Origin of the sequence: Bradyrhizobium sp. PUT101 (assembly GCF_052043945.1) — a bacterium.
Lineage (GTDB): Bacteria > Pseudomonadota > Alphaproteobacteria > Rhizobiales > Xanthobacteraceae > Bradyrhizobium.
In genome coordinates this window covers 1,460,122-1,473,243 of record NZ_CP197207.1, presented here as the reverse complement: position 1 = coordinate 1,473,243, position 13,122 = coordinate 1,460,122, and the positions used below count along the sequence as shown (strand labels likewise).

At 65.3% G+C, this 13,122-nt stretch carries 12 protein-coding genes; 6 read left to right on the top strand and 6 right to left on the bottom strand.

The window, feature by feature from the left end:
• Positions 1–56: 56 nt before the first annotated feature.
• The gene (locus ACSHT2_RS07110) at positions 57–899 is read left to right on the top strand and encodes a hypothetical protein (protein WP_440640964.1); all 843 of its coding nucleotides are present in this window, start codon (positions 57–59) and stop codon (positions 897–899) included.
• A 3-nt stretch (positions 900–902) separates the two neighbouring features.
• Here the strand turns inward: ACSHT2_RS07110 and ACSHT2_RS07105 are convergent, their stop codons facing one another.
• From ACSHT2_RS07105 to mhpA, 3 genes are read right to left on the bottom strand one after another with little or no spacing between them, the layout of a single operon-like run.
• Positions 903–2,114 (bottom strand): ABC transporter substrate-binding protein, encoded by a 1,212-nt coding sequence (locus ACSHT2_RS07105; protein ID WP_440640963.1) that lies wholly within the window; start codon positions 2,112–2,114, stop codon positions 903–905.
• A 41-nt stretch (positions 2,115–2,155) separates the two neighbouring features.
• Positions 2,156–3,007 carry a fumarylacetoacetate hydrolase family protein gene (locus ACSHT2_RS07100; RefSeq protein WP_440640962.1) on the bottom strand — a complete coding sequence of 284 codons (852 nt, stop codon included), beginning with the start codon at positions 3,005–3,007 and terminating at the stop codon, positions 2,156–2,158.
• A gap of 23 nt (positions 3,008–3,030) precedes the next feature.
• Positions 3,031–4,539: a bifunctional 3-(3-hydroxy-phenyl)propionate/3-hydroxycinnamic acid hydroxylase MhpA gene (gene mhpA, locus ACSHT2_RS07095; protein ID WP_440640961.1), complete on the bottom strand. Its 1,509-nt coding sequence runs from the start codon at positions 4,537–4,539 to the stop codon at positions 3,031–3,033.
• Between the two features lie 174 nt (positions 4,540–4,713).
• On the opposite strand from mhpA, the gene ACSHT2_RS07090 reads away from it, so the two are divergent.
• Positions 4,714–5,901, top strand: a complete 1,188-nt coding sequence (locus ACSHT2_RS07090) for an ABC transporter substrate-binding protein (RefSeq protein ID WP_440640960.1) — start codon at positions 4,714–4,716, stop codon at positions 5,899–5,901.
• Positions 5,902–5,935: 34 nt separating this feature from the next.
• Positions 5,936–7,114 (top strand): cytochrome P450, encoded by a 1,179-nt coding sequence (locus tag ACSHT2_RS07085; RefSeq protein ID WP_440640959.1) that lies wholly within the window; start codon positions 5,936–5,938, stop codon positions 7,112–7,114.
• Here ACSHT2_RS07085 and ACSHT2_RS07080 read toward each other — a convergent pair.
• Entirely contained in the window at positions 7,111–7,902 is a 792-nt protein-coding gene (locus ACSHT2_RS07080; RefSeq protein WP_028180324.1) for a DNA-binding transcriptional regulator, read from the bottom strand. The two genes, ACSHT2_RS07085 and ACSHT2_RS07080, sit on opposite strands and share 4 nt — an antisense overlap.
• Positions 7,903–8,049: 147 nt before the next feature.
• Between ACSHT2_RS07080 and ACSHT2_RS07075 the strand changes: the two genes are divergently transcribed.
• Together ACSHT2_RS07075 and ACSHT2_RS07070 are read left to right on the top strand one after the other, a co-directional pair.
• Positions 8,050–9,033, top strand: coding sequence for a VOC family protein (locus ACSHT2_RS07075; RefSeq protein ID WP_440640958.1), 984 nt, complete (start codon positions 8,050–8,052; stop codon positions 9,031–9,033).
• Between the two features lie 37 nt (positions 9,034–9,070).
• Complete coding sequence (locus ACSHT2_RS07070) at positions 9,071–10,033, top strand: MBL fold metallo-hydrolase (protein WP_440640957.1); 963 nt, start codon at positions 9,071–9,073, stop codon at positions 10,031–10,033.
• 11 nt (positions 10,034–10,044) lie between these two features.
• On the opposite strand, the gene ACSHT2_RS07065 is transcribed toward ACSHT2_RS07070, so the two are convergent.
• Positions 10,045–10,692, bottom strand: coding sequence for a response regulator (locus tag ACSHT2_RS07065; RefSeq protein WP_440640956.1), 648 nt, complete (start codon positions 10,690–10,692; stop codon positions 10,045–10,047).
• Complete coding sequence (locus ACSHT2_RS07060) at positions 10,689–12,071, bottom strand: histidine kinase (RefSeq protein ID WP_440640955.1); 1,383 nt, start codon at positions 12,069–12,071, stop codon at positions 10,689–10,691. The genes ACSHT2_RS07065 and ACSHT2_RS07060 overlap by 4 nt, the downstream gene beginning before the upstream one ends.
• 191 nt (positions 12,072–12,262) lie before the next feature.
• On the opposite strand from ACSHT2_RS07060, the gene ACSHT2_RS07055 reads away from it, so the two are divergent.
• Positions 12,263–13,120 (top strand): DUF2380 domain-containing protein, encoded by an 858-nt coding sequence (locus ACSHT2_RS07055; protein WP_440640954.1) that lies wholly within the window; start codon positions 12,263–12,265, stop codon positions 13,118–13,120.
• The last annotated feature ends 2 nt before the right edge of the window (positions 13,121–13,122 follow it).

Here is a 13,122-nt window from a genome sequence, read left to right as displayed (position 1 = left end):
CCTGTGACAGGATTATTACGACGGCATGTCAGATCGATAATTTTGTGGAGCGGCTCATGTTGCAGTGGCAGGCGCGGTCAAATCCCCTCGCGTGGTGGTGGGGATCCCTTACGCTTGTGAGCAGCGCCAATATCCTCGTCTGGTTCATGCTCTATCGCGAGTTCTATCCGACGGTGGCGGGCAGCATCAGTGGCGGCTCGGATATCGGGCTGATGTTCCTGCTGTGCGCCGGCTATGTGTTCGGCTGTGCCTTCCGCTCGGTGCTGCCGCGCGCCGACGTGCAGCGCATCTGCCTGTTCGACACCTGGCTATCGAGCGTTTTCGTCGGCCGCTCGGTCGCGACCGTCGCCGAGGTCTGCTTCGCCGCGCAATGGGCCATCATCCTGCATCAGCTCGGGACCATGACCGGCGCCGAGACGGTGGTGAACATCGCGTGGGTGATCGTCCCTGTGATCATCATTGCGGAGTGTTTCTCCTGGTACGCGGTGGTGACCACCAATTATCTCTACAACGCGATCGAGAATTCGCTGTGGGCGGTGACCTTCTTCCTGGCCGGCATTGCGCTGTGCCGTCTGATGCCGGAATTCCAGGGCGTGGTGCGCTGGGCGCTGACCGCGGGGATCGTCGGCATCGCCTGCTTCCTCGCCTTCCTCGTCACCGTCGACGTGCCGATGTATCTCAGCCGCTGGCGGGCAGGGCACGCCGAGGGCAACAACTTCCTCGGCTTCTTCGAAGGCCTGCATGACGTCTCGACGCGCTGGGTGGTGACCCACGACATCGCGCATTGGAGGGGCGAGCTCACCTGGATGTTCCTGTATTTCAGTGCAGCCGTCTGGTCGAGCCTCGCGCTCTGCGCGCTCTATGCGATGGAAGGCTATCTGACGCGCTATCTGGCCTAGCGATTATTTGCCGACCAGGCGGCACTTGCTGCGGTCGAGCGGACGAAAGGCCTGGTCGGGCGGGATCGTCGCGACCAGCTTGACGAAGTCCCACGGGCCTCTCGATTCCTCCGGAGTCTTGACCTGCACCAGATAGAGATCGTGCACCATGCGCTGGTCCTCGCGAATGCGGCCGTTGGGCGTGTAGGCATCCGACACCGGGGTTGCCTTCATCTTCGCCATCACGGTCGCGCTGTCGTCGGAATCGGTGTCCTTCACGGCTTGCAGATAGTGGCGCACGGCGGAATAGACGCCGGCCTGGATCTGCGACGGCATCGCCTTGCGGCGAGCATGGAACGCATCGGAGAATTTCCGGGCTGCCGGCGAGACATCCTCGAAGAACGAGGTGACGATGAGATCACCGCGCGTGGCCTTCAAGCCCACGGCCTCGATGTCGACGTTCTGGAACGACATCGGCACGATCTTCATGCCCTGGTCGGCGAGCCCGAATTCCTCAGCCTGCTTGATCGCGGTCGCGTTGTCGCCGGCGACGTTGATGGCCAGGATCTTGGCGCCCGACGACTGCGCCTGGAGCAGGAATGAGCTGTAGTCGGGCGTGCCGAGCTGTGCCTTGACGCTGCCGGCGACCTTGCCGCCGAGCGCGGCGATGCGGTCGCGCGCGGTCGCCTCGATCGAATGGCCAAAGGCGTAATCGCCGGTGATGAAGAACCACGGCTCCTTGCTGGTCTGCATGATGCCGGAGACGACTGCTGTTGCGGTGGAATAGGCGTCCTGTGTCCACTGTACGCTCGTCGGCGCGCAGGCCTCGTCGGTCAGCTGGTTTGCGCCGGCGCCCGAGACGAGGAAGATCTTGCCGTTGCCGCGCACGAGTTCCTGCACGGCGAGCGCCGCGCCGGAGCTGCCGCCATCGGCGATTGCCTGGACCCCGTCGCTGAACCATTTTCGCGCCAGGGATGCCGCGAGATCCGGCTTGTTCTGGTGATCGGCCTGCAGGATCTCGATCGGCTTGCCATTGATCTTGCCGCCGAACTCCTCCGCCGCCATGCGCGCCGCCTCGACCGAACCCGGGCCCATGGCGGTCGCGAACACGCCGTTCATGTCGGTGAGCACGCCGATGCGGATGGCGTCGCCCTTGATCTCGGCCCGCGCAGCGGAGCCCGCGAGCGCGAGTGTAATCAGGAGGGTGGCGGCGGAGGTGGTGCGGGGCGTGCCCATGGCGTTTCCTGAGTTTATCGTTGATTGATCGGTGTTGACGGTCAGGCCGGTTCGGCGATCACCGTGTTGCGCAAGGTGCCGATGCCGGAAATCTCGACTTCGACGGTGTCGCCGGGGCGCATCCACAGCGGCGGCGTGCGCTTGGCGCCGACGCCGCCCGGCGTGCCCGTGACAATGACGTCGCCCGGCACGAGCGGGCAGATGGTGGAGATGTAGGCGATCAGCCCGGGGATGGCGGTGATCAGGAGATTCGTCGTGGTGTCCTGCACGACGTTGCCGTTCAGCCGGGTCTGCAAAGTGAGCTTTGACGGATCGGGAATCTCGTCCGTCGTCACCAGCCACGGACCGAAACTGCCGCTTTCGGCAAAGGTCTTGCCGGCGAGAAATTGACTGGTGTGGCGCTGCCAGTCGCGGATGCTGCCTTCGTTGTAGCAGGAATAGCCGGCGACGTAGTCGAGCGCGCGGTCGGCGGGAATGTGACGGCCGGCCTCGCCGATGACGAGCGCGAGCTCGCCTTCATAGTCGAAGTCGTCACTCACCCTCGGTTTCACAATGGGCTGGAGATGACCGACCTGGCTACAGGCGAAGCGGGCAAACAGCGCGGGCTTCTCGGTGACTGTGCGCCCGGTTTCGGCGACATGGTCGCGGTAGTTCAGGCCGACGCAGATGATCTTGCCGGGATCGGGAATCACGGGAGCGAAGCTGACCTTGTCGAGCGGATGATCAGGCATCACGGAAGCGGCCAGCCTTGCCGCCTCGGCGAGGCGACCAGCTTCGAGCAGCTGTCGTAGCGTGGTGCAGCCCGTCATGCGCGCGCCGAGATCGACGACGCCGTTGTCCTTGACGGCGCCGAAGGAGGGGCGTCCGTCCACAATGAATGAGAGCAGCTTCATGAGATGTCCTTGAGAAGGTTCGGTCAGGCCGCGGAGGGCACATGGGTTGGAGGCACGATGGCGGCGATGAGCCGGTCGAGTTCGGTCTCGTTGCAGGCGGTGCCGCGCACATAGCGGTCCGGGCGGACGAGCGCGGCAATGATGCCGTGCTCGCGCAGCCAGGGCCCAAGGCCGTTGGCATCGTCGCTGGTCAGGATCTTGATCCCTGCCTGCGAAAGCGCGAGACTCGATGAGAGTGCCGCCGCCGTCTCGACGAGCAGCACGTGGCTGTAGCCGGTCCGGTCGTCGCTGCGGCTGTCGTCGGCCAAGGTAAACTGCGGCGCCAGATGCCCGGCCAGCGGTAGATCCCCCAGGACCAGCCCGGGGCCGAGCAGAGGCTTCTTCACCTCGAGCTTCACGGGCGCGTTCTCGCGAATCTCGCCGGCGGCAAGGCCAGCTTCGATCGCCTTGGTATTGATCACGCCGCCGAGGCGAATGGCGAGCTCGATGAATTCGCGCACATGCGGCAGACGTTCGCTCTGGTAGGTGTCGAGCACACCGGAACCTGCGGCGCCCCGGATGACCGCATCGAGTTTCCAGGCGAGGTTCGCGGCATCGCGGATGCCGGCGCACATGCCCTGGCCGAGGAAGGGCGGGGTCTGGTGCGCAGAATCGCCCGCGAGCAGCAATCGTCCGTTCCGCCATTGCTGCGCGATGACCGAATGAAAAGTGTAGACCGAAGCGCGCTCGATCTCGGCATCGTCGGGCGTGATCCAGCGCGACAACAGCTCCCAGACCTTCGCGGGCTGCGCGATCTCCTGCGATTCCTCGTCCGGGAGAACCGTGATCTCCCAGCGCCGCCGCGTGCCGGTGCCGCGCACATAAGTCGCGGGCCGCCTGGGGTCGCAATGCTGGAGGCTGTAATCGCCAAGATCGTCGCGCTCGCGCTTGAGCAGGACATCAATCACCAGCCACCGCTCGTGGAATCCGAGGTCGGTCATGCCAGAACCGATGAAGCGGCGCACCAGCGAGCGGGCGCCGTCGCAGCCGACCACATAGCCGGCGCGGACTTCGGTGAGCTTTCCGTTGGAAAGATCCTCGTAGCGGACGCGCACGCCGGTCTCGTCCTGGTCCAGCGCGAACACATCGCAGCGGTTGCGCAGGGTGACGTGTGGCCAGCGGGCGAGCCCGCCGATCAACGCGTCCTCCAGATCCGGCTGGTGGAAGCGGTAGCTGAGATGCCAGCCCATCGGCGTCAGCGTCTGCGGCCGCGACCAGTCCAGCAGCATGCGACCGGCGGCGTCGAGAAAGAGCATGCCGGGACTGAGGATGACATGCGGCAGGATCGCGTCGGCGAGCCCGAGGGTCTGGAACACGCGCATGCATTCATCGTCGAAATGCACCGCTCGCGGCAAATGATAGGTCCGCGCCTCGCGCTCCAGCACCAGCGTCCGCACACCGCACAGGCCGAGCAGGTTGGCGAGCGTGGCGCCCACCGGGCCGCGACCGACGATCACGACGTCAAACTCTTCAGGGACGGATTTATCTTGCATGGGGCTATCTCTTCCCCAAGCGATGCCACCCCTTCAACGCCGCCGCGCCAAGTGTCCGCCCAGCGGACGGGCATGTTGGGCTGGTCCTTTGCGGCTGTCCACCAGCCGGACACCTCCGTGATGGCGCTACGCGCGGCGGCAGCGTTTGGCTAGGGAAAGAGAAAAGGAAGTAAAATGCAGGCTGCCTTCGGGCAGGCGATGGGAGGAATGGCGATGCTGCGAGCCGTGCTAGGCGCATGCGTTGCGCTGCAAATGCTGGCGTCACCAGCTTTCGCGGCCAATATCAAAGTCGGGATCATCCTGTCTGCCACGGGGCCGGCGGCCGCAATCGGCAATGCCGAGCGCAATGGTACCGCTTTTGGTCCTGCCGAAATCGCGGGCAGGAAGGTCGACTATCTCTTCCTCGACGAGGCTTCCGACAGCACGGCCGCGGTGGCTGCGCTGCGCAAGCTGTTTCAGGAAAGCAGCATAGATATCCTGGTCGGTCCGACCACCACGCCGGGCTCGTTCGCCGCGATCGACCCTGCGGTCGAATACAAGCTGCCGGTGATCACGCTCGCCCCGGTCAATGCGCTGGTTGCGCCGGTCGACGCACGGCGTCGCTGGATCTTCAAAACCACGACCAATGACGATCACGAAGCCACGCCGCTCTTTGCCAACATGAAGAAGACCGGGGTCAAGAAGCTGGCGCTGATCGGCTTCGGCGACTCCTATGGCGACGCCTGGAGCAAGGTCAGTGCGGATATGTGTGCGGCCGCTGGCATCGAGCTTGTCGCCGATGAGAAGTACGCGCGAACGGATACTACGGTGGTTGGTCAAATCCTGAAGATCATCGCGGCAGGGCCCGATGCGGTGTTGATTGCAGCATCTGGAGCGCCGGCGGCCCTTCCGCTGCTGCAACTGCGCGAGAAGGGATTTGCGGGACAGGTCTACGGCACGCTCGGCGCGACCTTCGGCGACTTTCGCAAGCTGACCGGCGTGCAAGGCAACGGCATTTTGGTGCCGCTGAGCCCGGCGGTCGGCGCAGCGTCTTTCCCGGACGACTATCCCGCGAAGAAAGCTGCGCTCGAGTTCATTCAACGTTACGAGGCCAAGTTCGGCCCCGGCAGCCGCAACATCTTTGCCGGCTCCGCCTATGATGCACTGATCCTGATCGAGCAGGCGGTGCCGGCTGCGCTAAAGGTCGCAGAGCCGGGCACGGCCGAGTTTCGGGAAGCGCTGCGTAGCGCGATCGAGGGTCTCAAGGGCGTCGCCGGCTCGCGCGGCGTCTATAGCTACGGCTCCAACGATCACACCGGGCTCGACCAGACGGCACTCATGCTTGGCAAGCTCGAAAACGGCGAGTGGATTGCCGTGCGCTGAGGCGGATCGTCATGATTTGAAGGAGCCGGGGACGATGCCGACCGTCACGAACTGTCCTGCCTACGACGTCGATCTCTACGACGACGAGGTCCTGCGCAATCCCTATCCCCACTATCGTGCGCTGCGTGAACTGGGCGCTGCGGTCTGGCTGCCGCGCAACAGCCTCTACGCACTGAGCCGCTTCGAGGACGTCCGCGCGGCATTGCGCAATCCCGGCTTGTTCTCGTCGGCCGAAGGCGTTGCCGCCAACGAGGTGGTCAATGAAATGTCGAAGGGTACAACGCTTGCAAGCGACGCCCCGCTGCATGACCGGTTGCGGGCGATCATCGCGGCGCCGTTGCTGCCGCGAGCGCTGGAGGACATCGGTCCCCGGATTCGCGCGGAAGCGAGACAACTGGTCGACGACCTCGTGAGGCGCGGACGGTTCGACGCGGTGGCGGATCTGGCGCGGCACCTGCCGCTGACCATCGTCTCCAAGCTCGTCGGGCTCGAGGACTACGGTCAGAGCAGTATGCTGCGTTGGGCGTCAGCGACGTTCAACGTCCTTGGCACCATGAACGAGCGTGGCTGCACGGCCATGAAGGACGTTCAGGAGATGCGCGGGTATCTCGGGAGCGTTGCGATCCGCGAGCGACTGCGACCGGGCAGCTGGGGCCAACGGATTTTCGACGCTGGTGATCGCGGCGAGGTCGAGCCGGAACGCTGTCCGGTCCTGATGCGCGACTATCTCGGGCCGAGCCTCGACACCACGATCTTCGCCACAGCGAACCTGATCCTGCTGTTTGGGCAGCATCCCGATCAATGGGACCTGGTACGCCAGGACCCCGCGCTGATCCCGAATGCGATCAACGAGGCGTTGCGGCTTGAATCGCCGCTCCGCGGATTCACGCGTCACTTGACCGCCAACGCAACGATCGGCGACGCCGTCATCCCCGCCGGAAGCCGGGTCCTGCTGCTCTATGCGTCGGCCAACCGCGACGAACGGAAATGGCAGGATCCGGAGCGCTTCGACGTGCGTCGCCGCGCCAGCGATCATCTCGGTTTCGGCAACGGCACGCATATGTGCGCCGGCCTGCACTTGGCCCGGCTGGAAATGACGGCGCTTCTGGAGGTGCTGGTGGAGAAAGTGGCGCGCTTTGATATCGGTGAGCCCGTGCTGGCACTCAATAACGTCCTGCGCGGGCTTGCTTCGCTGCCGGTTCGCGTCTCCTAGGGACTGACTGGAATTGCGGCAGCGGTTTCGCTCATCAATGACACGAATTGTGAGATCGCATCTTCTGTTCCAAGTGCCGATCGAATCCAGATGATGGAGATACAGCCGAATACGGCGCCGTCGCGGACGATGGGGACTGCGATCGAAGCGGTTTTCGGATTGTATTCGCCCTCGCTGCGAATGGCGTAGCCACGGGCCTGCGTCTCGGCGATCATGCGGTCGAGGCGGCCAGCCTCGAGGAAGGGGCGGTCGTCGGCCTCATCGATCCGGCGCAGATGGGTCACGATCAGATCGCGTTCGCGCGCAGGGCAGGCGGCGAGATAGGCGCGGCCCGCAGACGTGCGCAGCATCGGCAGGCGCTTTCCGATCATGCCGCGGTCAATCGAGAGCGGGCTGCGGGAGTGTGTGGTCTCCTGCACCACCATCGCCGCGTTCTCATAGGTGGAGAGATCGACCGGCCAGACCAGTTTCTTGCTGAGATCGGCGAGATAAGGCGCCGCCGCCTGGCAGATCACCACGCCGGGATCATAGCCGTCGCCGAGGCTCAGCGCGCGCCGGGTGACCCGAAATCGGTCGTCGCTGGCGCTGCGGGCGATATAGCCGAGTTCCTCCAGAGTTTCGAGGAGGCGGTAGACGGTGGGTCGAGGCAGGTCGAGCGCGCGGGCGACGTCGCCGGCGCGGATGCCGCCGGAGCGGTTGACCTCGTGCAGCACGTCGAGCCCGCGCTTGAAGGCGCGGACGCCCTCAGACTGCCGAGGCTGGCCGTTCCGCGTCCGCTCCTTGGACACTTCGTATTTCCTCCCTTGTGGCATATCGCGGCGCGGCTATCGTCGTTGCGAACGCGAAGCGATTGCGGAACGCTACCGTAGGGTCGCGCGCGGCCGGTATCAAGCTCGCCGCAGTGCGGCGATCGCGATGCCTTCGGGAGGACGTCGATGGAAATCACAGCGCTCGGCTATATCGGAATCAGTTCATCCCAGATCGACCAGTGGAGCCGGATGGCGACGGGGCTGCTCGGCATGCAGCAGGTCGATCGCGGCGCCAAGATGCGCGCCTTCCGCATGGACGATCGCAAGCAGCGGCTGATCGTCGACGGCGGCAGCGACGCCGGCCTCGCGGTGATGGGCTGGGAAGTTCCTTCGACTGCCGAACTGGACCAGTTGGCCGGACGGCTGGAAAGCCATGGCATCAAGGTGATCCGAGGCTCGCGCGCGCTCGCTGACGAGCGGCATGTCGCCGAGCTGATCGCGTTTGCCGATCCCGCCGGCAACCGGCTGGAAGCTTTTTGCAAGCCGGAGCTTGCGAGCGAGCCCTTCAGGCCGGGCCGCCCGATCTCGGGCTTCCGCACCGGCGCGCTCGGCATGGGGCACGTCGTGCTCAATGTGGAGGATGTCGAGCCGCTCTTGCCGTTCTATCGCGACGTGCTCGGCTTTCACGTCTCCGATTTCGGGCTGAAGCCATACGGGCTCTATTTCTTCCACGTCAACGGCCGCCACCACTCCTTTGCAATGGTCGGCTCGGGGCAGAAGGCGATGCATCACTTCATGGTCGAGCTCGGCAGTCTCGATGATGTCGGGCAAGGCTACGACCTCGCGCAGATGGACGAGGGGCGCATCGCCTACACGCTGGGCCGGCACACCAATGACCACATGACCTCGTTCTACGTAAATACGCCGTCCGGCTTCTTCATCGAATACGGCTGGGGCGGACGCGTCATCGATCCCGAGACCTGGCAGCCGCACGAGACCTTCGACGGGCCCTCGCTATGGGGCCACGAGCGGCTCCATATGCCCGAGGAGAAGCGCAAGCGATTGCGCGACATGCGATTAGATGCGGCCGCGCGCGGCGTGCGCGTCGCCGACCCGCGCGTGCCGCCGCTGAATTGCGCATGGCTGGATTCGGTGATCGCGCGCGAATGATCCGCCGTCAATAATCTAACACTCAGGAAGAGAAAATATGCTCAAAACGCTCCTGCGGGCGGGCCTTGTGCTGCTCGCGTTCGCTACGGTCGCCTCCGCGGAACCGATGAAGGTCACGCTGCTCGGCACCGGCGTGCCGACGCCGCGACCGACCAGCTTCAGCGCGTCGACGCTGGTGGAAGCAGGGAGCGAAAAACTGCTGTTCGATCTCGGCCGCGGCGCGACCATCCAGCTCTACAAGCTGAAGATTCCGCTCGGCGCGATCACCGCGAACTTCCTCACGCATCTGCATTCCGATCATATCGTCGGTCTTCCCGACATGTGGCTGACCGGCTGGCTCGCCACGCCCTGGGCTTCGCGTAAGGGGCCGATGAAGCTCTTTGGCCCGAAGGGGACCGTCGCCATGACGGAAAACCTCACCAAGGCTTTCGCCGATGATGTCCGCATCCGCATCGATGACGAGCACCTCGATCCCGTAGCGGTCACGTTCTCGGCAACGGATATCGAAGCCGGGCGGATCTATGAGAACAACGGCGTGAAAGTCAGCGCGATCGAGGTGAACCATGGCGAGAAGATCAAGCCTTCGTTCGGTTACATCGTCGAATATGGCGGCCACAAGGTCGTGCTGTCGGGCGACACCAAGTACGATGAGCGCATCGCGAAGGCGGCCGAGGGCGCCGACCTGCTGATCCACGAGGTCGCGGTCATCGAGCCGGAGCTGCTGGTTAAAAATCCCGTCTATAAGGACATTCAGGCGCACCATACCTCGCCCGAGGAGGCCGGCCAGATCTTTGCGGCCGCCAGGCCAAAACTCGCGGTCTATTCCCACATCGTGTTCGGCACGGTGAAGCCCGCGCCCGATATTCCCGAGGAGCCGCTGATCCTGCGTACGCGCACCGCTTACAAGGGGCCGTTGCTCGTCGGCCGTGACATGATGTCGTTCAGGATCGGTGACACGGTGGAGGCGTTCTCGCCTGACGGCGCGAGGCTGGAGCCGTAAGGCAGCGGCAATCAGACTTCCGTCAACAGTCCCTGGCGCAGCGCCAGGCGGACCAGCTCGATGTCGGAGCCGACGCCGAGCTTGTCCTTGATCAGGGAATGCAGGTTCGCCACCGTCTTCGGGCTGACATGCAGCGTCTCGGCGATCTGCTCCGTCGTGTTCTCGGCGAGCAGCAGCCGCAGCACCTCGAATTCGCGCGGCGTCAGCACGTCGGCGGCCGAGTTCTCGCCGCTGATGCGGCTGAGCGCAAGCTCGTGGTCGATGTCGGGGCTGATGGCAATCTTGCCGGCGAGCACGTCCTTGACCGCGCGCACCAGTGTCTCGGGCGGGCTGGTCTTGGTGACGTACCCCCTCGCACCGGCGCGGATCGCTTGCACGGCAAAGCCGGCATTCTCGTGCATGGTGAAGACGAGGATTCGTGCGGTCTTGTCCCACTGCCTGATCCGCCTGACGGCCTCGATGCCGCCGATGCCGGGCATGCTGAGGTCCATGATGACGAGGTCGGGCGCCTCGGATTTGTACAGACGATAGGCCTCCGCACCATCGGCCGCCTCGGCGACGACGCGCAGGCCCGGCTGCTTCTGGAGCACGGAGCGGTAGCCCTCGCGGACGACGGAATGGTCGTCGACCAGCAGGATGGTGGCGTCGGCCGCGCTCATGCCGCGTGCTCCAGCGCCTGCCGGTCGGCGGCCGCGAGCGGAATGAACACGTGCAGCGCCGAGCCGTTGGGGCCGGTCTCAAAGCTCAGCCGGCCGCGAAGCGCGGCGACGCGCTCGCGCATTCCGAGCAGGCCCATGCCGGATTTGACGGCAGCCTCGTTCGGTCCGCCGTCGTCCTCGATCGCGAGCGCGATCTCATCGTCGGCCATCGTCAGATGCAGGCCGACCTTGGTTGCGCCGGCGTGCTTGGCCGCGTTGGTGAACGCCTCCTGCACGATGCGGTACAGATTGGCGCTGACCGAGGCGGGCACGCTCTCGAAGGCACCGTCGAACCGGATATCGAAGCGGGTCTGGCCGCGGCTGCGGCCGTTCCACCCCGACACCAGTCCTTCGAGGCTCGCGACGAGGCCGAGCTCGTCGACATCGGGTGGCCGCAACCGGAACAGCGCGCCGCGCAGCGTCTCCATCATGCCGGTCGCGGTCCTGGCAATGCTGTCGCACTCTCCCAGCAATCCGGGACAGTCCTGCGCCGCAGTCTGGCGGGCGGACGCGGCAAGCGCGCGGATCGCGGCGAGCGACTGGCCGAACTCGTCATGCAGCTCGCGCGCGAGATGACGGCGCTCCTCGTCCTGGAGCGCGATCAGTTTCCGCGTCAGCTCGTTGCGTTCAGCAAGCGCAGTGTCGAGGCTTTCGGCGAGATGGTTGAAGACATCGCGGATGGCGGAGAGCTCGGCAAGGTCGAACGGCGGCAGCCGCGCGGTGAGGTCACCGGCGGCGATCCGCTCGAGGCCGTCGCCGATCATGCGGGTGGGGCGCAGGGCGCGCGCCAGCGCGGCATAGACCAGCGCGCAGAGCAGTGGCAACGCGATTGCAAGCGCGATCATCAGGCGGCCGGCCTCGTGCCAGGCCTCGGCCGTCTGCACGGCCGCATCGACCGAGACCACGGTCTCGCCGAGCTTCGTTCCGCGGACGATCACAGGCCGTGCCGCCTCGCGGCCGGGGTCGAACAGGCTGCGATAGAAGGCGGTGAAGGCCTGCGGCGGCGGGCTCGCCGGGGCAGGCGCGCCACTACAGAAACGCTGCAGCATCTCGCCGCTCGCGCTCCGGAATCCAAGACACAGGCCGGGCGTCATCACATGGGCCGAAACCGGGTCAAGGTTCGGAAAGTCCGAGCGCGGGCTGGCCACCCACTGGACCTTGCCCTGCTGCAGCTCCAGTGTCTTCGCCACGATGGCGGCGATACTGTCGATGCGCGCATGCGCTGCGCTGTTGGCCGTAACGAGGAAATAGGCGGAGATCGCGGCGAAGCAGGCGGCCGATATGGCGGCCACGCGCAGCGTCAGACGGACCTTGAGATCGAACCTCGGGCGATTCCACATGGGGCACCTGACGCGAACGGGTTTGTCGCGCCCTCATTAGAAGGCAGAACGCAAGCCGCGGGAAGCGTTCCCGCTTTGCCGCAGTGCAACGTCGTGAAATTTTCCCGGCATTCGTCGGGACGGCCACGGCTGCATGGCGTCAGGCAACCCGTCCAGATTTGCGTTGCCGTTCCATCCCATGAGGCCGTTTCATGCACCGTTCCGGGCTGATTTTCGTCTGTCTCCTGTTCGTCCTCTCTTGTTCGCGGGCCGATGCCGAGGGCGCCATTGGCGTTGCCATCGACGATTTCAGCTACACGGATACCTCGGCCGAGCCGACCAACCAGACCGCCGCCCACGAGCGGCGGCTGGCGGCGTTCATGGCCGCGCTTCGAAGGGATATCGGCGCGGACTCGCGCTACCGCCTGGTTCCGTCTGCCCGGGACGGCGCGGCCTTCAAGGTCATCGGCGGCATCCAGAAGACGAGCACGCTGGTGCAATGGGCCAAGGTCGCCGTGATCGAAATCGGCGCCAAAAAGCTCGTGATGGACAAGCTCTACAGCTTCCGCGGCGACAATGATGAATCCTGGCAGCGGGCCGAGACCTTCGTGTCCCGCGAGGTCATGGCTGCGCTCGCAACGCCCGCGCCGATTGCGCTGGCCGTTTTCGATTTCGAGCTCGAGGACATGACGGCCGCCTCGGCCGGGGCGTCGGCCGCTTCGGACGCCTCGTATCTGGCCGAGGTCACCGGTGGTGTGCGCGAGGTTCTCGGCCAATCCGGCCGTTATCGGCTCGTCGATGTCGGCGGAGAGGCTGGGAAGGCGGGCGCTCTGCGGGATTGCGGCGGCTGCGAGGTCTCCATTGCGCAGAAGCTCGGCGCGGATCAGTCGCTGATCGGCGTGGTGCGGCGGGTGAGCCGCACCGAATACACGCTCGGCTTCCAGCTGCGCGATGCCAGGACCGGCACGGTGCTGGCGCGCGGCGACAGCGGCCTGCGCATGGGCGCGGACTATTCGTGGAAGCGCGGCGCCGTGCGGCTGATCAGCGACCGGTTGATCGAGAGCCAGTAGCG

Excerpts from the sequence above, each read along its gene's own strand:
- ACSHT2_RS07110 (WP_440640964.1), top strand. The coding sequence starts at position 57 with ATGTTGCAGTGGCAGGCGCGGTCAAATCCCCTCGCGTGGTGGTGGGGA.
- ACSHT2_RS07105 (WP_440640963.1), bottom strand. The coding sequence starts at position 2,114 with ATGGGCACGCCCCGCACCACCTCCGCCGCCACCCTCCTGATTACACTC.
- ACSHT2_RS07100 (WP_440640962.1), bottom strand. The coding sequence starts at position 3,007 with ATGAAGCTGCTCTCATTCATTGTGGACGGACGCCCCTCCTTCGGCGCC.
- mhpA (WP_440640961.1), bottom strand. The coding sequence starts at position 4,539 with ATGCAAGATAAATCCGTCCCTGAAGAGTTTGACGTCGTGATCGTCGGT.
- ACSHT2_RS07090 (WP_440640960.1), top strand. The coding sequence starts at position 4,714 with ATGCAGGCTGCCTTCGGGCAGGCGATGGGAGGAATGGCGATGCTGCGA.
- ACSHT2_RS07085 (WP_440640959.1), top strand. The coding sequence starts at position 5,936 with ATGCCGACCGTCACGAACTGTCCTGCCTACGACGTCGATCTCTACGAC.
- ACSHT2_RS07075 (WP_440640958.1), top strand. The coding sequence starts at position 8,050 with ATGGAAATCACAGCGCTCGGCTATATCGGAATCAGTTCATCCCAGATC.
- ACSHT2_RS07070 (WP_440640957.1), top strand. The coding sequence starts at position 9,071 with ATGCTCAAAACGCTCCTGCGGGCGGGCCTTGTGCTGCTCGCGTTCGCT.
- ACSHT2_RS07065 (WP_440640956.1), bottom strand. The coding sequence starts at position 10,692 with ATGAGCGCGGCCGACGCCACCATCCTGCTGGTCGACGACCATTCCGTC.
- ACSHT2_RS07060 (WP_440640955.1), bottom strand. The coding sequence starts at position 12,071 with ATGTGGAATCGCCCGAGGTTCGATCTCAAGGTCCGTCTGACGCTGCGC.
- ACSHT2_RS07055 (WP_440640954.1), top strand. The coding sequence starts at position 12,263 with ATGCACCGTTCCGGGCTGATTTTCGTCTGTCTCCTGTTCGTCCTCTCT.